The organism is Mucilaginibacter sp. P4_A11 (genome assembly GCF_056402535.1).
On record NZ_JBFUHE010000005.1, the window covers coordinates 444,602 to 466,301 of the forward strand.

Consider the following 21,700-nt stretch of genomic DNA (forward strand, 5'->3'; position numbering starts at 1 on the left):
ATAGATAAGAACAGTTCTTCCAAGCTCCTGTTTAATTTCGGATCCGCCGTCGGCAGCTATCGGATAAGCAATATTCCATCGAGTTTTAGCAACCCATTCTTTGGATTTTATTTCAATGCTTCAGCTCCGGCCTTGGCTACCGCGTAATCATTCTCAACAGTGCTTCCCGATACACCAATGGCTCCGATAATATCGCCAACACTATTTTTTATAGGCACTCCGCCCGGAAAAGTGATAAGTCCGCCATTGGACTGTTCAATTTGCCACACCTTACCTCCGGGTTGCGATAATTTACCTATCTCCCCGGTTTCCATATTAAAATACCGGGCTGTTTTGGCTTTACGCAAAGCAATGTCAATACTTCCGATCCATGCTTCATCCATACGGGCGAAGGCAATCAAATTGACGCCCGCATCTACGATCGCGATATTCATCAGCGTATTGAGTTGTATAGCTCTTTGCTTGGCAGCTTCGATAGCTGTCTCCGCCTGTTTAAGTGATATATTCATAATTTTATTTTTATTTCGAGATTATAGGATCTTTAGTGCTTATCATAAAGTAAAATTGGTTAATTGCAAAAAGAAGATCCAATTAAAACATTAACAAACAGATACTTAACAAAATCAAAAGCACTTTAAAATGATCCGTGTGTTTCCAAAGTTTAACAGGGCTCATTTGATCTGCCCTGTTAAACTTTGATTTTTTTCAAAGCCTCTCTGTGTAATCAAGCAGGGTATCTACTACTAACACTGACGAAGCAGGATTTTGCCCTGTAATCAGCAAGCCGTCACGGGTAACAAATGGTTTCCAGTCCTCCCCTTTCAAATACTTAGCATCCCTTTGTTTCAGCATATCTTCCAGCAGAAATGGCACCACATGTGTGAGCTGAGCGGTTTCTTCTTCTGTATTGGTAAAAGCTGTAACCCTTTTCTCCTCTATCAGCCACCGGCCATCCGGTCTCCTGGCATATTTTAAAGCAGCCGGTGCATGGCAAACGAGCGCGACGGGTTTTCCGGCGGAGTAAAAAGACTCAATTAGCTTTACTGAATCCCTGTCTTCGGCCAAATCCCACATCGGGCCATGGCCGCCGGGATAAAAAATGGTGTCAAAATCGCTTTCTGAAACAGTGGTTAACTTTACCGTATTACTTAGCCTTTCCTGTGTTTCTTTATCGTTATAATACCTTATTGTGGCCTCAGTCCTATTCTCAGGCAGGTCGCTTTTAGGGTCTATCGGAGCCTGCCCTCCTTTGGGCGAAGCAATGACAATTTCTTTCCCGAGATCACGAAGCTTATAATAAGGTGCCGCAAATTCCTCAATCCAAAGACCAGTTTTTTTTCCGGTGTCGCCCAACTCATCATGAGATGTGACAACAAATAGAATTTTTTTGATTTCCATAATTTTAAGTTGGTAGTTTAAAACTTGTTATTTTCCTTCAATCATATTTTAGCAGGGTTCCCATTTGGCAGCGCTTCAACAAGTTGGCTGGTTGTTACCATAGCATGGGCATATGTAGGGCCATTGAGTATATGCGCAGCATGCATCATTGCCGGCGTGAATGCTGCTGTAGCATCTTTTACCAGTGTAACATGATACCCCAGTTCCATGGCAAAACGGCAAGTACTCTCCACACAAGTGTTAGCCAGCAATCCTATAGCAATCACATGTGAAATGCCGTGCTGCTTGAGTATCATATCAAGGTCGGTATTGGCAAAGCCGCTTTGCGCCCAGTGTTCTTTTGCAATAAGATCTCCTTCCTGCGGAGCAAAATCGGGATGCCATTCTCCGCCCCAGGTGCCTTTAGCAAATGAGTGGCGCTCCATGATGGCCACCTGCGTTGGGTTGGGATATTTCCAATATTGATAGTCGGTAGCTTCCCATCGTTTATGCGGAACAATGATCACCTGGATCCCGGCCTCCCGAATAGCCTTAACAATCTTTCGCAGGTTATTCAATAAATCATTAGCCTCTGCTACTTCTTTAACTCTCGGCCATATTTTTCCGCCTTCTGATAAAAAGTCATTATAGGGATCTATAAACATCAATGCTGTTTTATCCCGTTGGTAGGTTTGGATTTCCATTTTATTGATTTTTAAAACTTAACGTCCGATTATTTTTTTCCCAATGCGTGCCGTTCTATACTTTTTGCAAACAGTGGTGTTTCTGTTTGATTGTGATAGATAGATACCGGCTGGCGCTGGGTTTTAAACAATTCAAAAGGGATCCCCTGCTTTTCAAGGGCGGTGATAAATCCATCGGTTGGTTTAGAGATTACCCTGTTTGTGAATTCGCAGGTATCATCGTCAATTTTTTTTACGCTTAGTTCCCAATGCACAAAAATATTGGCGCGGCCTGTAGGTGTAAATACATCTGAAACAGATTGCAGGATCAGGTGCGAAGGCTCGGCCAGTTGCTCTACATAATGCTGAACCATAGGGCTCCCTCCCAGTACCTCTACATTTATAGACATACGTTTACCTTCGGGTGATGTGGTAAAGCCGGCGGCTACGTGGGCCGGGGAGCATGACTGATATTCCTTTTCCGGAAGATTAAAGCACCATTCGGGTATGTTGACCTTTTCAATCGGCGCGTTGATTATAGCCGAAAAGCTTGAATCAACAATTATTTGTTCAGTTTCCATGTTAGTTGTTTTTTTAATTAGATATTTTGTTTTTTAGTAATCCATCAGTTTTTCTCAGGATAGAATTATTGCATCAATCAAATTTTAGTTTATTTAGAATAACCATCCGCCTCGATGATCGCATCAGCAAAAGCTTTTGGTGCTTCCTGTGGCAGGTTATGCCCAATGCCCCCGTCAATGATCTTATTCAAATACTTTCCGGAAAATTTGGCTGCATAGGCAGCCGGCGGCGGATGCGGAGCGCCGTTGGCGTCACCTTCCAACGTTATTGCAGGCACAGCTATTATTGGGCTTTTAGAAAGCTTTGCCTCTATATCGTCGTATTTTTGCTCACCTTGCGCAAGTCCTTGTCGCCAACGGTAATTGTGGATGACTATGGCAACATGATCCGGGTTATCAAAGGCCGCGGCAGATCGATCAAAGGTGGCATCATCGAAGTTCCATTTCGGCGAGGCGAGCCGCCAGATAAGCTTATTGAAGTCGTGCCGGTATTTTTCATACCCAGCAACACCGCGTTCTGTCGCGAAATAGAACTGATACCACCATTGCAATTCTGCTGCCGGAGGTAGCGGTATTTTCCCTGCAGACTGACTGCCAATAAGATAACCACTAACAGAAACCAGCGCCTTACACCGCTCTGGCCAAAGTGCTGCCATGATATCGGCAGTGCGCGCGCCCCAGTCAAATCCCGCCAATATGGCTTTTTCAATTTTAAGCGCGTCCATTAACGATATGATATCAAGCGCGATAGCACCGGGCTGCCCGTTCCTGAAAGTTTCATCGGCAAGGAAGCGGGTTGTACCAAAGCCGCGCAGGTAAGGGATGATTACCCGGTAGCCCTTAACTGCCAGCAAAGGCGCAACATCAGCAAAGCTGTAGATATCATAAGGCCAGCCATGCAATAGAATTACAGGTTTACCATTGGCAGGCCCCGCTTCGGCATAGCCGATATTCAGAACCCCGGCATTAATCTGTTTAATTGTATCAAATGAAGTGCTGCTTCCTGGCTTTTTGGGTGTTGTAGCGGGTGAGTTTTGCCCGTTTGTTTGAGCACCTGCCGGCCCAATCATGAAAATTGGACCGGCGACTATGCTAACAGCCGCGGCGCCTAAAAAATGGCGACGGCTATAATCGAAATATTCAGACATGTGCTGTTAATTTTAAGTGTCAATTAAATATTTAAACCTCCATCAGGAATGGTTTATGTTTAAAACTCTTAGACTTAACAAGTTCTTAAAGAACAATGGTATCTACCTTTATATTGCCGTGCGTAGCCTTTGAGTATGGGCAGATCTCATGCCCGGCTAAAGCCAACTCTTCCGCCACTTCGCGGTCTATCCCCGGTAGGCTAATATTAAGACGTACCTGTAAAGAGTAAGCATCGCCGGTAAGGAGCAGGTCTACTTCTGCATCAACATAGGCCTCCGCCGGAAACCTTAACTTCCTTTTCGCGGCCTCGATTTTCAAAGCGCTGAAAAAACATGAGGACCACCCCGCTGCAAACAGCTGTTCGGGGTTGGTTCCGTTGCCCGGGCCACCTGGAATTGAAAGTTTTACATCTAAACGGCCATCCGAAGTACGTGATGACCCGCCATCGCGGCCACCTGTTGTGTGTGTTTTAGCTGTGTATGCTACTTTTGTAATTTGGGTATCTGTTTGTAGGTCCCCGCTGTTGTTCTTTTCCATGGTTTTTGTTTTTTAAGTTTGTTGATTTGTTATTTAAGCATATAGCTTTGCGAAGTTGTTATTACTGATCAGCGTAGCTTTTTAAATGCTGCACGCATTTCTTGGGCAAAAAGCTGTGGCTGTTCCCATTGAGCAAAATGACCACCTTTATTTACTTCATTGAAATAAATGAGGTTACGGTAGCTGCGCTGGGCCCAGGTTTTAGGTGCCTGGTAAATCTCACCCGGAAAAACAGTTATGGCAACAGGAATTGATATTTCGGCCGTTTTTTGTTCTACCGAATTGAAGTTATTGTTATTATTTTCCCAGTAAAGCCGTGCTGAAGAAGTACCGGTATTGGTAAGCCAATACAGGGTAATGTCGTCCAGCATCTCATCCTTAGTGAGTACCTTACCCGCATCTCCTCCGCTATAGGTCCAGTCGTTAAACTTATCAAGAAAGAAGGCGGCAAGTGCTACGGGCGAATCGGCCAGCCCGTAGCCCAGGGTTTGCGGGCGTGTTACCATAATCCCGGCGTAGCCCGCACCTTTAGTATACAGGTAAGAAAGTGATTTATATGCCGCGTTTTCCTTTGCTGATAAACCTGCGGGCGCGGGTGCGCCGCTGTTAAGTAATTTGGCAATTTCGGGTGGCACTGTTGCAGGCATGTTGACATGTATACCTAATAAACCGGCCGGTTTTTGACGGGCCATTGCATCTGCCACTACCGAACCCCAGTCGCCCCCCTGCGATACATAACGTGTATAACCCAGGCGTTTCATCAGCACATCCCACGCGCTGGCAATCCTGTCGGGGCCCCAGCCTGTTGTTTTTGGCCTTTCAGAAAAACCATAGCCGGGCATTGAAGGTATCACAACATCAAAGGCATCTTCGGCGCGGCCGCCATAAGCTTCCGGATCAGTAAGCGGCCCTATTGACTTGATCAACTCAAAAATTGATCCCGGCCAGCCGTGGGTGAGGATAATGGGCAGGGCATTCGGCTTTTTTGAGCGAACATGTATAAATTGAATGTCGAGCCCGTCAATATTGGTAACAAATTGCGGCAAAGCATTCAGCCTTGCCTCCGTTTTACGCCAGTCATAACCAGTTCCCCAATAAGTTACCAATTCCTGTATCTGGTTTAACTGTACACCCTGCGTCCTGTCGGACACAGTCTCCTTATCAGGCCATCGTATTGATGAAATCCGCCTGTGAAGATCGGTAAGATCATCTTCGGCAATATTGATATGAAAAGGCCTGATAGCCTCGGCCGATTTTGAGTCGACCGGATTTGATTGGGCAAAACCAGTCTGCGCCAAAAGGATAAATATACCGGCAAGCCAGATAAAAGCTGCACGGGCTACTGCTTGTTTATTATTTTTAATTGTTGTCATTGTTTTTATGATTTATTGAAATTCTTTGTCCAGTTTTTTTACTTCTTTTGATTTCGGGGATCATCGGCAGGGTTGATGTAACTTATCCCAAGGGGACCATGGGCGGTAACCTGGGTTACATATTCGCCTGATTTTGCCCAATGAAAATGCGGTGTGTTGCCGGGTAATATGATCACGCTCCCGGGCGGATATGCAGTTAATTTGGCAGCGTCGAATTTTGAACCTATGCCAATGTAAAACACGCCGGATATAACCGTATAAATTCTGTCTTCGGGGTGAGTGTGCGGCATCAGGATCACACCTGCCGGTACTTTTACCCTTACTACATAAGGTTCATTTTGTTTAGGATTACCAACCAGTACGGCCAACCGGGCCTGCGGCGGGAATGCCGCAAACGCTATCCATTTGATATTTTCCTGGTAAATGGAGCCAAATTTTTTATTAGCGGCGCCCTGCGCTGATGCGTTGAACACGCCCAAAAAAACGACAGCGGCTAATAAGGTCGATAACTTATTTAAGTTTTTCATGATGACTGTTTTAAAGCGTTAAATGATGTTATTTAAAATCAGCCGATATGGTGGTTTCCTTCCAGTATTCCAGCTCGGCTGTCATGGCCTTTAATTTTTCTGAAGCACGCTTATAAGCATCCAGCCCCAGGTAAAGGTGATTTGGTGGTTCTTCACTTTCGGCCAACCCGATCAATATTTCCGAGGCACGCTCCGGGTTACCCGGTTGTTTGCCATTGGCCGCCAGGTAGCGCTCCATTGTATCTTTAACAGCGTTGTAGCCATCAATTTTACTTTCAGCAAATGCCATTGAATCTTTGGTTAAAAAGCCTGTTCTAAAACCGGAGGGTTCAACAACAGTTACATTGATATTAAACTCTTTAACATCAAGCGCCAGCACTTCAGAAAAGGCCGCTACCGCAGCTTTGGTAGCCGAATACACCGACCATCCAGGAGCTCCCACAAAACCAGCCACCGAACCCATATTTATAATATAGCCCGCCCCCTGGCCGCGCATTATCGGCAAAGCCCTTTTTACCACATTTATTGTTGCCAGCACATTTATCTTAAAAATATTTATGATATCCTGCTCTGTTATCTCTTCTACTGTTCCGGCCATGCCGTAACCGGCGTTATTAACCACCACATCCAACCGGCCAAATGCAGCCAGGGTTTGCTGTATGGATTCATCAATACAATCGGCATTATTTAAATCAACCGCCAGCGGCAAAAAACGCTCTTTATCCACAAGGCCAACCGCTTGACTTAGCGAATGCGCGTCGCGTGAGGTTGCCGCCACACGGTAGCCATTATCAAGCAGCATTTTTACAAGGGTTAGCCCCAATCCCTGGGAAGCCCCGGTTACATACCATACTTTTGAACTGTTCATAACATTATGTGTTTTATGCTTGTAATGCCTAAGCTGTTTCATTAATTTCAGTCATGAGGTACCCCGTCCGGGTATTTCCCAGCCTTAAAAACGTTTATGATTAATGATTTACAGGTTTATTTTTACGCGGCCAACGAATAACTAATCGGCCACGTCAGTAAGCATTTTATTAACGATGAGCCAGTTGTTATCGATCTTGTGAAACGACAGGAACTCCTCATACTCAAAGTCGTACATTTTAACATGGAGCTTTGCAATAGCAATAGTGTTGACCACATCAATGGAAATGATGGTTCCTTTAAATGGCTTTCCCGAATCTTTTACACTTTGGCGGTGTTTTACGCCATCGAGGTATTGTTCAAGTGTTTTAGCATATGGCTGCCCCTTTACATCCCCGAACAACAGAGTACCGGGATAATAAATATTTTTCAGGATATTGGTATCGCCTTCATAAATTCCTTTGAAGTAATGATCTTCCAGCACCCGGCTAATCGCTAACGAATCTTGTTGATTTGGTTCCATTTTATTTGCGTTTTGTGCTTTTAATACCAGCATGATGCTTGATAAAAAAGCGGTTAATACAAGCATTTTCATCTTAATTGAGATTGTGTTTTACCTTTCCCGAAACCATTGCCATAGCATCTCTCACCAAAGTGCCCCGTGAGCCTGTTTCAATCTGTGAATGGTTGTAAAATCGATCATGACATTACTACCTTGGTTCAAAATGAGGGGGTACTTATTTACCAATGCCAGATGAAGTACCGATAGCTATTACGGTTTGCTTTTTCGTTACTTTACTTCCTATCGGCAGTGATCCCTTTTTCTCTTAATGCTGATACCTGTTCCCCTGCATATCCCCAGTCGTCCAACTCAACTTCACTGATCACTACATGAGTTAAGTGAGGATCTTTATTCAAGGTATTGGTGATTAAATCGGTCACACCTTTTATAAGGGTTTGTTTCTGCTCGCGGGTAACCCCCTCACGGGTCAGTTCAATTTTAATATATGGCATAGTTTTTAATTTTATGCTGAAACAGGTTCAGCGGTAATACTTACGTTCACATCAAAGTCATTGTAAATAAGGGTGTCGCCCAAATCCTTAAAGAAGTTACCCGAGCGAAATTTCATTCCGTATTTGGTACGGTCAATTGTTAGTTTGCCTGTTGCAGTTACGGCGTGACTATTTAAATTTATTGCGACTTCAAAAAAAACAGGATGGGTAATATCTTTTATAGTCAGGTTACCTTCTACATAATTACCGGAAACACCGGTAACCAAAAAAGTTGCTTCAGGATATTTTTCTGATGAAAAGAAATCCTCAGAAGAAAGATGACCTACTAACTGCGCGTTATTTGTAGGGTCGGTAACATCAAGTGCTTTGATAGATGTTGTATCTATGATAAATTGTCCTCCGGTAAGTTTACTGTCGTTAAAAGTGAGGTTACCGCCTTTAATGGCGATGGTGCCGTTATGCGGGCCTGTCACTTTTCTGCCTACCCAATCAATATTGCTTTTGGAGCTTATGATATTAAATTTTTGATTTTCCATTTTATATTCGTTTGATTACGTGAACAAAGTACGGTTGTATTATGATGATAAGTATGTGACCTACATCACATTAAGAAGGGCATTTTTTTTTGTGATGTAGGTCACAACAGAGAGAATAAGATTACAAGCGGTTCTCCCTGTTAATTTATTATCGCAGGGTTTTAAATGACGCCCGCATTTCCTCTGCAAATGTTTGAGGTTGTTCCCATGCTGCAAAGTGACCACCTTTGTTGAGCTTATTGTAATGGATTAATTTTGGGTACGCCCGTTCTGTCCAGCTTTTCGGTGCCTGGTAAAGCTCATCAGGAAAGGCACTTACAGCAACAGGAATTGTGATACCCTTTGGAGCGAAAAAGGCAAGCTTGCTCTCCCAATACAAACGCGCCGAAGAGATGGCAGTTCCTGTTAACCAATAAAGCGTAACGTTGTCAAGAATATCTTCTTTGGTGAGGCCCTCAGACTGCCCGTTAAAAACACGTGTAATGAGTGCGAGACTTACACCATCATGGTCAAGCATCCAGGCTGCAAGGCCTATAGGCGAATCCTGGATCCCGTAAAGTGTTTGCGGCCGGTTGGCCATCTCGCTGGCATATCCCAGGCCATGTTTATAAAAAAAGTCAAGCTGGTCCCAGGCATGTTTTTCATCATCAGAAAGGCCGGTTGGCTGAGGTTCGTTGTATTGAAGGGCTTTAGCAACATCAGCAGGAACTGTGGCAGGCATATTGGTATGAATACCAAGTAGCCCCGGAGGGGTTAAAAGCGCCATTTGTTCGGTAACAGCGTTGCCCCAATCACCACCCTGTGCAACAAAACGGGTATATCCCAGCCTCTTCATCAATACTACCCACGCCTTTGCTATATGTTGCGGGTCCCAGCCGGTTGCAGTTGGTTTACCCGAAAAACCATATCCGGGGAGCGATGGAATCACTACATCAAATGCATCTTCGGCCTTGCCCCCATAGGCGGTGGGGTCAGTAAGCGGGCCTATAATTTTCAACTGTTCGATAATTGAACCGGGCCAGCCATGCGTTATGATGATGGGTAAAGCATTTTTATGTTTAGAACGGACATGTATAAAATGAATGTCAAGCCCATCGATATTAGTAATAAATTGAGGTATAGTATTCAGTTTCGATTCACATTTGCGCCAATCATAACTTGTGGCCCAGTATTGCGCCAGTGCCTGGATAGTGGCAAGCTGAACGCCCTGCGATTGATCATCAACAGTTTCGCGTTCGGGCCATTGTGTTGCTAAAATACGCCGCTTAAGGTCAGTAAGCTTTTTTTCAGGGATGTTTATATGATACGGGCGGATAGACTCATCTAATGACGTGCCTTGTGCACTGCTTAATGTGCCCTGTGCTACAATAGCACTTAAAATGATTGAACTAACAAGGATTTGGTTGGTCTTTTTCATGGTTTCAATGTTTTTATTTTACCTCTATTTGCTGTTGACCAACCTATTTCCATGCCACATGATTAAAACACTACATATCAAACAGTTACATAAAAACAAAAGCATCCAAAACCTTTAAATATCGCAAATCACGAAAGTTATTCCTGAAATGTCGTGATGGCAATGTAATGTTCATGTTACTCAAAAAGTTATGAAACATTTCTTTTTTTGAAAAAAAAATCAGATTTTTATTTTATAACTACAACTCACTGTAAATCAATATATTATAAATAAAAAATGAATACATTTTATCTACTACATAGTGCAGATAATACAATAAAATACCAACTCCATAGTACAATAATGGTTAATCATACGTGATTAACCATTTTAATACTTATGAAAGCGGTACTGCTTTCGTTGTGTTTAATTTAATAATTTAGCCGTCGGGGTAGGTTCTCTTAGGGGTTCCAGTCCAATTTGTTCAGATATATTTACGCCGTACCAAAATATCAAGCCGCCGCGTTTTTCCTTTTGATCATTTAAGTGATCAATTAATCTAAGCCCTTAATCCTGTAGTTCCGAATTTCCATGAAAAAACTTGGCCTTATCTTAATTATTTTATGTATGATCAGCATTGCTCATGCACAAGATGAAACCCATAACATTTCTGCACCTGAAGCAAAAGATTTATTAAGATCTTTAAACTCAAAAATTGCTGATACTGCCCGAATAGATAAATTATTAAGGTTAGCCCTCTATAATATCTTAAAATCAGGAGAGAATAAGGCAGATCTTGACAACGCAACAACTTTTATTAGCAAAGCGGAAATTATTGCAAAGCCTTTAAATTCGACAGTTATAAATGGTTATATATCCTGGGTAAGAGCCAACCTTTACCGCGAAAGCGGCCTACGGGAAGAGGGTAAAAAATTTGCCGGAAAAGCTATTGCCCTTTTAACTAATACATCCGATAAATATCATTTGGGCCTCGCCTATTTAGAAATGGCGCATTATTACGAATATACCGATCCCAAAGAGATTTTAGAAAAAATACACATGACCGAACAATCTGTAAAAGCGCTGGAGCAGTCAAACCATACAGAATTAAAGGCTTATGCATACAAATCCCTCGCCGATCTTTATGCAGCCCAGGCAGAATATCCCAAGGCTCTGCAAAACATCAAACTTTCACTTGCGGCATATCAATCAATTCATTACAAGCAACTTCAAGGAGTATATATTATATATTCAAGTGTTTACAGCTTAATATCCGATTTTAAAAACGCGTTAAAATATGGTTTTCTGGCACTGAAAACTGCCGAGGATGTTAACGATACTACGATGCAGCTTTGCGAGATCAACAATATTGTCGCGGTGATGTTGGGCAAAATGGGCGAAAAAGAAAAAGCGATAGGCTACTATAAAAATGCATTACAAATTGCAGAAAAATACAATGACCATTCCAGTATTTTGCTGGTAGTTGGAAATATAGTTATTACCTACAGGAGCCTGAACAAGTACGAAACAGCGCTTCAGTTTTTAAAAAGCATCGACCCTAAATACCTGGAAACAGACAATCCTGCATTTGCTGCAACCATCTCAAATATGTATTGCATCCTGTGTTTAAAACTGAATTTATACCAACAAGCTAAACATCATGCCGACAAACTTTTAAAAATAGTTTCGCAACATGCTGACGGCATTGCTGATTTATTAAATGTTTATAATACACTCATAAAATATGGTATTGCTACCAAACAATATGAATTAGCACGTACATATTTACTTAAAAGTGATGCCTATATTAAAACAAACAACTATGGGTCGGCTATGTCGATCTCATCAAATTACGCACTATGGTTTAAGCTTGATTCGGCAACGGGCAATTACCGGTCTGCACTCAATAATTACCTGCAATACATCAAAATAAGGGATTCATTATTTACCGAAACTAAAAACAAGCAGCTCAAACAAATAGAGATCCAATATGAAACGGAAAAAAAAGAAGCACAGATTAAAATATTAAACCAGAAAAGCGAACTTCAGCAAAGCAAATTACACGAGGCGCAAAACACCAGGAACTGGATAATCGCAGGCTCGTGCATGGTGCTGATCATTGCGGGATTACTTTACCGGCAAAATACGATAAGAAAGAAAAACAACCTGATAGTAACTCAAAAGAACGATTTACTACAGCATTTACTTACTGAAAAAGAATGGCTGCTAAAAGAAGTTCATCACCGGGTAAAAAATAACCTGCATACGGTAATCTGCCTATTGGAGTCACAGGCTAACTATCTTGAAAACGATGCACTCCAAGCTATTGAAAGTAGTCAGCACCGAATTTACGCCATGTCGTTAATCCATCAAAAGCTATATCAATCGGATGATATCAAAACAATTGATATGGCTACTTATATCCCGGAACTGGTTCAGTCACTGGAGGATAGTTTTGCTGCTTCAAAGCAGATCAACTTCAAGCTGAATATAAATTCAATAAACCTAAATATATCGCACGCTATTCCGTTAGGGCTTATCATCAATGAAGCGGTAACTAATTCAATCAAATACGCTTTTCCGGATAACAGGAAAGGTGAAATCTCAATTTCGATGATTAACGACGGCAGTCAAATTAAATTAGAAATTGCAGATAATGGTGTAGGAATCCCTGAAATCGTTTACGATATTGAACCGGAATCATTAGGATTAAGATTAATAAGAGGCCTTAGCGAAGATATTGACGCCGAAATCACCTTTGAGACTAACAACGGGACCAGGATAGTGATTACTTTTAGCCAGGATCTGGTAAATGCTCCTGAAAACTTTTTACCATCATCTAAAACCACGGAGGCGTATATATGAATACCAAAATACTTATTGTTGAAGACCAATTTATTGAGGCCGATAACCTAAGGTCTATCCTCCGCAAAGCTGGCTACATCGTTTTTAAAATTGCCCGTTCTGTACCTGAAGCTTTACAAATTATTGAAACTGATAAACCTGACCTTGTATTACTTGATATCCGTTTAAAAGGCGATTTGACAGGCATTGATCTGGGCAAGCAACTCAGGGAAAAAAATATCGCCTTTGTATATTTATCGGCAAACTCAGACAAGCAAATCCTTAACGCGGCTAAGGCTACTAAACCGTATGGCTTTCTTGTAAAACCATTCCGCGAAAAAGATGTATTGGTAATGCTGGATGTTGCCTGGTACCTGCATCGCCAAAATCAGGAACCGCTTAATAATTCTAACACCCCTCCCCATTTGTTGCAAGGGAGCGAGTTTAAAGAGGTCATAGGCACCTGCGACAGTATGCGCGATGTTTTGGAGAATGTAAAAATAGTAGGATCATCAGACATATCCGTACTCATATTAGGAGAAAGTGGTACCGGTAAGGAACTGATAGCGCAAAGTATCCATAAGCTTTCATCCCGGAAACAAAAGCCATTTGTGGCGGTTAACTGCGCCGCACTACCGGCAAACCTAATTGAATCAGAGCTCTTTGGTCATGAAAAAGGTGCCTTTACCGGTGCTACTGACAAAAGGACCGGTAAATTTGAACAGGCTAATGATGGGACCGTTTTTTTAGATGAGATTGGCGAATTACCCTTAGAATTACAAGTTAAATTACTGAGGGTGCTACAGGAAAAAGAGGTAGAACCTATTGGCGGGCGCAAAAGAAAGGTAAACGTTCGTATCATAGCTGCTACCAACCGTAACCTGGAAGAGGAAATTTCAATGCAGAGGTTCAGGCTCGACCTTTATTACCGTTTAAATGTTTTCCCCATAACTTTGCCTCCATTACGCGAGCGAAAAGAAGACATAGCGTCGTTGGCCAATCACTTTGTGAATATTTACGCCCGCAGAGAAAATAAAGAAATTACTGGTTTAGCCAACCATGTGATGCAATCAATGCTCAATTACGACTGGCCGGGGAACATAAGGGAACTGGAAAATTTGATGGCACGTAGTGTTTTACTTGCCAACGGGCCCGTTATTAATGCTTTGAAATTACCCGGGCAAAATATTGCAATTGCATCAGCGGTGCCGGGTCGTATCAAAACCATGACCGAAAATGAACGCGATCATATTTTATCGGCCCTTGAGCGATGCAACTGGAAAATTTATGGTGAGGGCGGCGCCGCCGAATTACTGGAGCTTCATCCGTCTACATTAAATTCCCGAATGAAGAAATTAGGAATTGAAAAAACCTATTCCAGGCCCGACAAATAATTAGTTATCAACTTCATGTTTCATTCTGTAACCTGCGTCAAAAATGTTTTTCTGGCTGGAAATTTCAATACGATGAGCACCAGCCAGTAAATATTTTCACATCCTTTCGAAATAAACAGTGATAATATCTGCAGACCAAACTTGTTTAGTCTGCCAGCTTCAGGTTAACGCCCTCAAAAGTAATTATCCCCGCTTGTATTGTTTTACCAATGGCTTCAGACAATTGTTGCCGCATCTCATCCGTGACCCTCGAAAACCCGAGCAATTTAGCTACCAGCGGTACAGCTTCCTCTTCGGTAATAGAAATGGAGCCGCTTACCACTTGCCCGATACCGGCATGAATTTCTTCGGGTGCTACCAGATTGAGTTTCCGATAGGCAGCAGGCAATTTACTACGGTCGCGCACTGTTGCTATTTCCATTTCTGGCGCCCAAAGAAATTCTCCTTTTACTACTACTTTTTTTTCGCTTTGCGCCTGGTGAAGCGCTTGTGTCAAAGTATAGCGGATACGTGACCCTACTTTAGCAATGCCCGCGGCATCGGTAATGCGCTTGGCCACTTCATCAAAATGTACAGGGCCTTCTGTTTGTACTACTTCAGCTATCCAGTCCCCCAGTTCGGCAAAGGTATATAGTTGAAATTCGGGCCTGATGTGCTCAATATTGATTTCGGCCAGCTGATATTCTGGTGTTGCGAGGACAGCCGCCGGTGTATTATCACGGCTAAGTTCCTGCTGCCAGGTATCATTATCCTTATCGGTAGTTTCAGTGATGAGTTTTGCCTGTTCAATAGCGGCCAGCAAACGTGACAATTCCCTGCCCGGATTGCGGTACCAGTCGGCGCTCCAAACCTGGTAAAGGTTCCAGCCAAATAATTCCAGCACCTGCGAGCGCAGGCGGTCACGATCAGTTGCCGAGGCGGCACTGTCATATGCCTTGCCATCGCAAACCAAGCCTAAGATATAGCGTCCCGGGTTTTCTGGATCAACCACAGCAAGGTCTAAATAAAAACCAGGTGAGCCCACTTTATTGCGCACAACATAACCTGCTTTGGCCAATTGGGATGCTACTTCATCTTCAAACGGTCTTACCTCGTCTGGGATGAGCGCTTCGGGCTTGTCAAATTTAGCGTACCGGGCAAAATATAAAAAGCTTTTCAGCGCCCTGATCCCAAAACGGGCCGATTCGCCTATCTTGATATCTTCCGGCGTAATATTGGTAAATACCTCACAGCGCATTTTTGCCCGGGTGATCAGTACGTTCAGCCGGCGTTCGCCGCCTTCATTATTTAGCGGTCCGAAGTTCATAGGCACCTTACCATCTTCGGTACGGCCATAGCCGATACTGATCAGGATCACGTCACGCTCATCACCTTGTACATTTTCAAGGTTCTTTATAAAGAAAGGCTCATCAGGCCGGCTTATAAAAAAGCTTTCAGTAGCCGGGCTGGCTTTTCGTTCTACCTCAAGCGCTGCTTGTATGGCTTGTGCCTGCGCTGTACTGAACGCCACCACACCTAAACTTTGGTTAGGGTATTTGCCTGCGTAATCAATAACAGCTTTGGCCACTGCCTGCGCCTCAATTGGATTACTGCGTGTTTTGCCCCGGTCATAAACCGCGTCGGGCAGGTAGTGAAAGCGCAGTCCCAGGTTTTGTTTATTACCGGGACTGGGGAAAATCACCAGTTTATCCTCGTAAAACTCATGATTGGAAAGCGTGATCAGCGATTCGTGCTGGCTACGATAATGCCACTTAAGCATACGCGTAGGCGCGCCTTGCCCGTCGCACATACCCAATATGCTTTGCATATCGGCGGTTACATTTTCTTCATCCTCTATATCGCTGTTTAGCTTGTCGAAAAAGCTGGTTGGCGGCAATTGACGGGTATCACCTACCACTACTAATTGCTTGCCGCGTGCAATGGCGCCAATGGCATCTACAGGCCGTACCTGGCTGGCCTCATCAAAAATCACCAGGTCAAAATCAATAGCACCGGGCGGCAGATAATTGGCTATTGACATCGGACTCATCATCCATACCGGCTTAACGGCCTGCATCGCTTTCCCGGCTTCTTCCACCAGCTTACGTATCGGCATATGCCGCGCTTTTTTATTAAATTCCGTTTTAAGGATATTCACCTGCCCGCCGGCATTGCCCGGAGGAAGGCTTTCCCAATGTTTAAGCGCCACACGCGCCCTGTTGTAGTATAGGTTTACCTGATCAAGTTTTTTGAACTTGGTAATGATCTCCTCATGGCTGGCCCGTTCAAACCTGGATAACTCAGGACTGCGTTTAAAAGCTTCGCCTATCAGGTATTCATACCACGTTTTTTGCAGGCTTATCTTTAACAGATCTTTAGCTTCATCCCAATTAACAGCGGCTTGTATCAGGAAAGCTAAATTTTCTTTTTCAGATTGCGCGGTTAACTGGTTCCAATCAATGGCCAATTGTAATTCATCGAAATTCGCTATCCAGTTTTTCCATGTATTTTCCTGTTCGATGTAATTTGACGGAAATGTTGAGATCTCTAATGCATGCAGGGCCTGTTCTCGTTGCCCCTGCAACATTTTTAACTCGTTTTGCAAAACATTAAGATAGCCCGCAGCTACCGACTTTGGTTCCAGCTTACTTAAATAGGCCAGCAAAACAGGGTCTTTGATATTTGACAGGTAAGCTGCGGCAGCCTGTAAGGATTTCCAGTCGGAGCGTTGCTTTAGCCAGCGGTTACCGAACAGGTTTTGAGCAAAGACATCATATTGCTGAAGGGAACTTTCCAGGCGACGGGCTTCTGAAATAGCGTCTACAAGTCTCAATTTTTCATCGGCACTGTCGGGTAAGGTGATTTTTAACAGGGCGGCCAACTGCTGCTTACTTTTACGATAGCTGCCATGCAGGCTTTTATGCCATGTATCGCCATAAGTAACAATATTCCGGCGAATCTCCAATATATCCTGCGACCAGGCCTCTGCTACAAATGTATCCTTATAGGTACGATATAAGCTTTCCAGTTCTTCGCCGGTAGTTAGTAGTTCTTTAATATCCTCAGCTTTAGTTTGCCAAATGGAATCACTAATACTAAGTCCGCTCAAATCGGGTGCTTCGGCGGCTTTGGCAAGCAGCGCTTCCAGCCTGGGCACTCCGGCATCATTAGCCGGAATAATAAAACCTGTATTTTCTCCGATATTGCCGATAAGCGTCAACAATTCAGTCACGGCCCGTAAGGCAACCTCCATGCGTTGCAGGATCGCGCCTTTATCATGCGGCAATACCAGCATCAGCTTTGTGCCGAAAAAAACCATATTGGTAGGTTTACCTATATCGGCCAGGCGTGCCTGGATACGGTCGGCCCAATCTTCGGCGTGCCTGATTTTTTCAGCATTCCAGTAGCTAATATTTTCAATTGGTAATTTCAGCAGATGCCGGTCTTTAGCCTGCTGATCGATTTGTAACAGGAAGCCTATAACTTGCTGGGCGCTGAGGCCGCTGCCCGCCAGCTGATTGTTAACGGCACGGCAATAATCGTTTAGTTCGGCGCGATAAATTTCCAGCATCTGGATTTCCAGTTCAAGCTTAGCGGTTTGGGGCCTGCCAAGCTCCATAACACGTTTAAGTTCGGCGAGTACATCGCGTTTATTGGTTTTATGGCTATGCAGTTCAAGGCAGGCCATTCCAAGGTCAATATTATCCAAACGTCTTTTCACTACATCCAGTGCCGCCATTTTTTCGGCAACAAATAAAACTTTTTTGCCCTGGCCAACAGCATTGGCAATGATATTGGTAATAGTTTGCGATTTACCGGTACCTGGCGGCCCCTGGATAACCAGGTTGCTGCCGTCTTGTACTGCCAGCATGGCCATCAGCTGTGAACTATCCGCATCCACTACACGAAACAGCTCGTTAGCTTTGGTATCAGTATCCAGATTATGTTCATCTTCCGGTATATCTTCATGAAATCCTCTTTCCAATAAGGCCGTTACATTGGGGTGGCTCTCGGGCTTGGCAGCATCAGGCCACTGCTCGGTATCAAGATCATTATAGATCAAAAATTTGCCGAAAGAAAAGAAACCCAATTCGATAGCATCAGCGTCAATTTCCCAGTTAACTTCTTTAGCGATATGCGATTTTACGGTTGCGATATATTCCTTAAAATCAAACTCCTCTGCTTCCGGCATATCCGGAATGGTGAGGTTAAAATCACTTTTCATTTTAGCCTGTAACGACAGGTTGGCGCCAATTTCGCTGCCGGTGTAACGCAAGCGGAAACGTTCCTGCGCACTTGACCGTTCCAGGCTCACAGGTACCAGAATAAGTGGAGCAGAGCGCTGGCTCTCTGTATCGCCGGTATCATACCAGCGCAGCATGCCTAAAGCGAGGTAGAGCAGGTTTACGCCCTGTTCTTCTATACTTGTGCGTGCAAAATAGTATGTATTTAATAAACGGCTTTGCAACTTCTGCTCGTCCTGATCAGTTTGCAAACGGGTATCCTGGTATTTAGCTTCATTTTCGGGAAATAGTTGTCCTTCTTTTAGAGCCAGGAAGGTCATTGCCTTTTGCTGGCGGACAAGAATATCATAAATAGCCTCAGCTTTTTCATCAACTATGTGTACACCTTTGCCTTTGGTAAGCTTATAATTCAGTAGTGGGTTTCGAAGTCCCAGGTCCAGCAGTTCTTTCCGGGAGGATGCTAAACGGGCCTGTATATTTTCCTGCATAATTCAAAGCTAATAAAATCCGACAGGATTTTATAAACGATCAGGAAGCCTGTTAATTGAATTACTTCAGTAATATCGCATACAAAAAAAGCTTAGCGTAACCATCGGTGATGTTGATAAGATTATAAAACTTTTAATACGTTTGTCTTTTTAACGACATTTCCAGAGTATAGTAACGCTTGATCACACATTACTACCCAGGTGATTGTTAACTTTACATTTGCTATTTCACACCCAAAAGAACTTATGAAAAAAATAGGATTTTTATCGTTCGGGCATTGGTCTGATCATCCGGCGTATAACACCCGCACAGCAAGTGACACCCTCCTTCAGTCTATTGACCTCGCTGTCGCGGCCGAAGAGATCGGCATTGACGGCGCATATTTTCGGGTACACCATTTTGCGGCGCAACTTGCCTCGCCATTTTCTTTACTATCGGCCATTGGTGCCAAAACCAATAATATAGAAATTGGCACGGGTGTAATTGATATGCGTTACGAAAATCCATTATATATGGTAGAAGACGCTGGAGCTGCCGATTTAATCTCGGGCGGGCGATTACAGTTAGGCATCAGCAGAGGTTCGCCAGAACAGGTAATAGATGGTTGGCGTTACTTTGGTTATGAACCAGCCAAAGGAGAAACAGACGCGGAGATGGGCCGCAATAAAGCTTTGCAATTTTTAGATAAGCTAAAAGGCGTGGGCTTTGCTGAGCCAAACCCCTACCCTATGTTTCCGAATCCGCCTGGTTTGTTGCGTTTGGAACCCCATTCTGAAGGTTTACGCGAACGGATTTGGTGGGGCGCTGCTTCTAACGCGACAGCTGTATGGGCGGCCGAAAATGCGATGCACCTTCAAAGCTCTACCCTGAAATTTGACGAAAACGGTAAGCCGTTCCATATACAACAGGCTGAACAGATTAGGTTATATAAGGAGGCCTGGAAAAAAGCAGGGCATAATCGCGAGCCGAGAGTTTCGGTGAGCCGTTCGATTTTTGCATTGGTGAACGATCAGGACAGGCATTTATTCGGACGGGGGGCCGCTCAGTCGGACAAATTTGGTTATATTGAAAGTGATAAACGTGCCATATTCGGGAAAACCTACGCGGCAGAACCAGATCAACTAATAAGAGAACTGGCTAAAGATGAAGCCATCCAGGAAGCCGATACGCTCCTTTTGACTATACCTAACACATTAGGAACTGACTACAACGTACACATATTATCATCGATTTTGGAGCATGTTGCTCCGGGCTTAGGTTGGCGTTAACTGGCTGCCTGTACAACTGAGATGATCCGTCATCTCATTTATATTATCGTTGATTTTATCCATTTGTTTAAATAAAGGCTGCCATGGCGGGCAGCCTTTATTATTGCATTAAGCGCTCAATTTTTCTTCGTACACTGGGTAATCATTATAACCGCGGGCATCACCTGCGTAAAACGTGTCACGGTCGTAAGCATTTAGTTCAAGGCCGTTTTCAAAGCGGTAAACCAAATCTGGGTTGGCTATAAAATGTCTGCCGTAAGCTACAAGATCGGCATTACCTTTTTCAACGATGGCATTGCCTTTTTCAAAATCGAAGCCACCAGCAGCGATGATTGTACCTTTAAATATTTTGCGGAGATGTTGGGCAGCTACAGGCTCTAAACCTTCTTCTATTTCAACTGCACCTTTAATACGTGGTTCAATAATATGCAAATAAGCAATACCTAATTTATTCAACTGTTCGGCCGCGTAGCTGAACAAGGCGATAGGATCACTATCATACATAGAAGCGAAGGTGCCGCTTGGGCCAACACGTACACCTACTTTATCAGCCCCCCAGACAGATATCATAGCTTCAACAATTTCCAACATAAAACGTACGCGGTTTTCTATCGAACCACCGTATATATCTGTTCTTTTATTAGACCCATCCTGTAAAAACTGATCAACCAAATAACCATTGGCTCCGTGAAGCTCTACACCGTCAAAACCAGCTTCTTTTGCACGAACAGCGGCCTGGTGATATTCTTCCACGCGTGCTTTAACTTCTTCGGTGGTCATTTCGCGGGCAATATCGGCAGGTAACCATCCTGCCGGGGTATAAACAAAGTCCTCAACCTTAATTGCCGAAGCACCTATCGGATCGGCATTGTTGGGTTGTAAACTTTTGTGCGATTGGCGGCCTACGTGAAATAGCTGATCAAATATGATCCCGCCTTTGGCGTGTACAGCTGCGGTTACTTTTTTCCATCCCTCTACCTGCTCATCAGTATAAATACCCGGCGCTCCATAGTAACCATGACCAGTTTCGGAGATCACTGTGCCTTCGGCTACAATATATCCACCGTTGGTGGCGCGCTGTGTGTAATGCTCAACCATCAGATCGTTAGGGATAAAATGATTGTCATAAGTACGCATACGGGTAAGCGGGGCCATCGCCACACGGTGTGTAAGTTTATATGGCCCTAACTGAACCGGGGTAAAAAGCTTAGCTTCGTTTGCAGTTGATGCTGCGTTGTTTGCAGTTTGCATTGTATTGATATTAAGTGTTTTATTAAACTATTTACTCAAACAACTTTTTGTGTTTGATTTGATAAATCAAAGGTCGTGCTCAATGCGATACAGAAAAAGATACAGTCGGCATCAAAAAAACAATAACAGTTTAGGCATTTATGTTAGTTTAATGCAATACTGCGGATCAGTTACCCGATACCGGATGGATA

General features: G+C 43.6%; 18 protein-coding genes. 3 read left to right on the forward strand and 15 right to left on the reverse strand.

The features are described 5' to 3' along the window. Positions 1-107 precede the first annotated feature (107 nt). The 13 genes from AC1DUD_RS12885 to AC1DUD_RS12945 all read right to left on the reverse strand — a co-directional run bounded on the left by AC1DUD_RS12885 (position 108) and on the right by AC1DUD_RS12945 (position 10,061). The gene (locus tag AC1DUD_RS12885; RefSeq protein WP_477375085.1) at positions 108-509 is read right to left on the reverse strand and encodes a GlcG/HbpS family heme-binding protein; all 402 of its coding nucleotides are present in this window, start codon (positions 507-509) and stop codon (positions 108-110) included. A gap of 196 nt (positions 510-705) precedes the next feature. Beyond that, a complete protein-coding gene (locus tag AC1DUD_RS12890) occupies positions 706-1,398 on the reverse strand; it encodes a type 1 glutamine amidotransferase domain-containing protein (RefSeq protein ID WP_477375086.1) in 693 nt (230 codons plus the stop codon). A gap of 41 nt (positions 1,399-1,439) precedes the next feature. Beyond that, complete coding sequence (locus AC1DUD_RS12895; RefSeq protein ID WP_477375087.1) at positions 1,440-2,081, reverse strand: cysteine hydrolase family protein; 642 nt, start codon at positions 2,079-2,081, stop codon at positions 1,440-1,442. 29 nt (positions 2,082-2,110) lie between these two features. Beyond that, positions 2,111-2,641 (reverse strand): hypothetical protein, encoded by a 531-nt coding sequence (locus AC1DUD_RS12900; protein ID WP_477375088.1) that lies wholly within the window; start codon positions 2,639-2,641, stop codon positions 2,111-2,113. An 89-nt stretch (positions 2,642-2,730) separates the two neighbouring features. Beyond that, positions 2,731-3,789: an alpha/beta fold hydrolase gene (locus AC1DUD_RS12905; RefSeq protein ID WP_477375089.1), complete on the reverse strand. Its 1,059-nt coding sequence runs from the start codon at positions 3,787-3,789 to the stop codon at positions 2,731-2,733. Between the two features lie 85 nt (positions 3,790-3,874). Next, positions 3,875-4,327, reverse strand: coding sequence for an organic hydroperoxide resistance protein (locus AC1DUD_RS12910; protein ID WP_477375090.1), 453 nt, complete (start codon positions 4,325-4,327; stop codon positions 3,875-3,877). 68 nt (positions 4,328-4,395) lie between these two features. Beyond that, a complete protein-coding gene (locus AC1DUD_RS12915; protein WP_477375091.1) occupies positions 4,396-5,700 on the reverse strand; it encodes an epoxide hydrolase family protein in 1,305 nt (434 codons plus the stop codon). A 38-nt stretch (positions 5,701-5,738) separates the two neighbouring features. Next, the gene (locus AC1DUD_RS12920; protein WP_477375092.1) at positions 5,739-6,227 is read right to left on the reverse strand and encodes a cupin domain-containing protein; all 489 of its coding nucleotides are present in this window, start codon (positions 6,225-6,227) and stop codon (positions 5,739-5,741) included. A gap of 28 nt (positions 6,228-6,255) precedes the next feature. Then, complete coding sequence (locus AC1DUD_RS12925; protein WP_477375093.1) at positions 6,256-7,095, reverse strand: SDR family NAD(P)-dependent oxidoreductase; 840 nt, start codon at positions 7,093-7,095, stop codon at positions 6,256-6,258. A 141-nt stretch (positions 7,096-7,236) separates the two neighbouring features. Next, on the reverse strand, positions 7,237-7,683 hold the full coding sequence (locus tag AC1DUD_RS12930; protein WP_477375094.1) for a nuclear transport factor 2 family protein: 447 nt from the start codon (positions 7,681-7,683) through the stop codon (positions 7,237-7,239). 206 nt (positions 7,684-7,889) lie between these two features. Further along, positions 7,890-8,108, reverse strand: coding sequence for a tautomerase family protein (locus AC1DUD_RS12935; protein ID WP_477375095.1), 219 nt, complete (start codon positions 8,106-8,108; stop codon positions 7,890-7,892). Between the two features lie 11 nt (positions 8,109-8,119). Continuing rightward, on the reverse strand, positions 8,120-8,644 hold the full coding sequence (locus AC1DUD_RS12940; RefSeq protein ID WP_477375096.1) for a YceI family protein: 525 nt from the start codon (positions 8,642-8,644) through the stop codon (positions 8,120-8,122). Between the two features lie 148 nt (positions 8,645-8,792). Further along, complete coding sequence (locus AC1DUD_RS12945; protein ID WP_477375097.1) at positions 8,793-10,061, reverse strand: epoxide hydrolase family protein; 1,269 nt, start codon at positions 10,059-10,061, stop codon at positions 8,793-8,795. A 606-nt stretch (positions 10,062-10,667) separates the two neighbouring features. Between AC1DUD_RS12945 and AC1DUD_RS12950 the strand changes: the two genes are divergently transcribed. After that, positions 10,668-12,905: a histidine kinase dimerization/phosphoacceptor domain -containing protein gene (locus AC1DUD_RS12950; protein WP_477375098.1), complete on the forward strand. Its 2,238-nt coding sequence runs from the start codon at positions 10,668-10,670 to the stop codon at positions 12,903-12,905. After that, on the forward strand, positions 12,902-14,278 hold the full coding sequence (locus AC1DUD_RS12955; protein WP_477375099.1) for a sigma-54-dependent transcriptional regulator: 1,377 nt from the start codon (positions 12,902-12,904) through the stop codon (positions 14,276-14,278). The genes AC1DUD_RS12950 and AC1DUD_RS12955 overlap by 4 nt, the downstream gene beginning before the upstream one ends. Positions 14,279-14,423: 145 nt before the next feature. Here the strand turns inward: AC1DUD_RS12955 and AC1DUD_RS12960 are convergent, their stop codons facing one another. Next, positions 14,424-18,989: a DUF3320 domain-containing protein gene (locus AC1DUD_RS12960; RefSeq protein ID WP_477375100.1), complete on the reverse strand. Its 4,566-nt coding sequence runs from the start codon at positions 18,987-18,989 to the stop codon at positions 14,424-14,426. A gap of 246 nt (positions 18,990-19,235) precedes the next feature. Here AC1DUD_RS12960 and AC1DUD_RS12965 point away from each other — a divergent pair, with 246 nt between their 5' ends. Beyond that, a complete protein-coding gene (locus AC1DUD_RS12965) occupies positions 19,236-20,258 on the forward strand; it encodes an LLM class flavin-dependent oxidoreductase (RefSeq protein WP_477375101.1) in 1,023 nt (340 codons plus the stop codon). 108 nt (positions 20,259-20,366) lie between these two features. Here AC1DUD_RS12965 and AC1DUD_RS12970 read toward each other — a convergent pair whose 3' ends face one another. Continuing rightward, positions 20,367-21,509 (reverse strand): alkene reductase, encoded by a 1,143-nt coding sequence (locus AC1DUD_RS12970; RefSeq protein WP_477375102.1) that lies wholly within the window; start codon positions 21,507-21,509, stop codon positions 20,367-20,369. Positions 21,510-21,700: the final 191 nt, after the last annotated feature.

Coding starts and splice junctions, on each gene's coding strand:
- AC1DUD_RS12945 (WP_477375097.1), bottom strand. CDS start 10,061: ATGAAAAAGACCAACCAAATCCTTGTTAGTTCAATCATTTTAAGTGCT.
- AC1DUD_RS12910 (WP_477375090.1), bottom strand. CDS start 4,327: ATGGAAAAGAACAACAGCGGGGACCTACAAACAGATACCCAAATTACA.
- AC1DUD_RS12895 (WP_477375087.1), bottom strand. CDS start 2,081: ATGGAAATCCAAACCTACCAACGGGATAAAACAGCATTGATGTTTATA.
- AC1DUD_RS12925 (WP_477375093.1), bottom strand. CDS start 7,095: ATGAACAGTTCAAAAGTATGGTATGTAACCGGGGCTTCCCAGGGATTG.
- AC1DUD_RS12960 (WP_477375100.1), bottom strand. CDS start 18,989: ATGCAGGAAAATATACAGGCCCGTTTAGCATCCTCCCGGAAAGAACTG.
- AC1DUD_RS12935 (WP_477375095.1), bottom strand. CDS start 8,108: ATGCCATATATTAAAATTGAACTGACCCGTGAGGGGGTTACCCGCGAG.
- AC1DUD_RS12965 (WP_477375101.1), top strand. CDS start 19,236: ATGAAAAAAATAGGATTTTTATCGTTCGGGCATTGGTCTGATCATCCG.
- AC1DUD_RS12885 (WP_477375085.1), bottom strand. CDS start 509: ATGAATATATCACTTAAACAGGCGGAGACAGCTATCGAAGCTGCCAAG.
- AC1DUD_RS12970 (WP_477375102.1), bottom strand. CDS start 21,509: ATGCAAACTGCAAACAACGCAGCATCAACTGCAAACGAAGCTAAGCTT.
- AC1DUD_RS12950 (WP_477375098.1), top strand. CDS start 10,668: ATGATCAGCATTGCTCATGCACAAGATGAAACCCATAACATTTCTGCA.
- AC1DUD_RS12915 (WP_477375091.1), bottom strand. CDS start 5,700: ATGACAACAATTAAAAATAATAAACAAGCAGTAGCCCGTGCAGCTTTT.
- AC1DUD_RS12920 (WP_477375092.1), bottom strand. CDS start 6,227: ATGAAAAACTTAAATAAGTTATCGACCTTATTAGCCGCTGTCGTTTTT.
- AC1DUD_RS12900 (WP_477375088.1), bottom strand. CDS start 2,641: ATGGAAACTGAACAAATAATTGTTGATTCAAGCTTTTCGGCTATAATC.
- AC1DUD_RS12930 (WP_477375094.1), bottom strand. CDS start 7,683: ATGCTTGTATTAACCGCTTTTTTATCAAGCATCATGCTGGTATTAAAA.
- AC1DUD_RS12890 (WP_477375086.1), bottom strand. CDS start 1,398: ATGGAAATCAAAAAAATTCTATTTGTTGTCACATCTCATGATGAGTTG.
- AC1DUD_RS12940 (WP_477375096.1), bottom strand. CDS start 8,644: ATGGAAAATCAAAAATTTAATATCATAAGCTCCAAAAGCAATATTGAT.
- AC1DUD_RS12955 (WP_477375099.1), top strand. CDS start 12,902: ATGAATACCAAAATACTTATTGTTGAAGACCAATTTATTGAGGCCGAT.
- AC1DUD_RS12905 (WP_477375089.1), bottom strand. CDS start 3,789: ATGTCTGAATATTTCGATTATAGCCGTCGCCATTTTTTAGGCGCCGCG.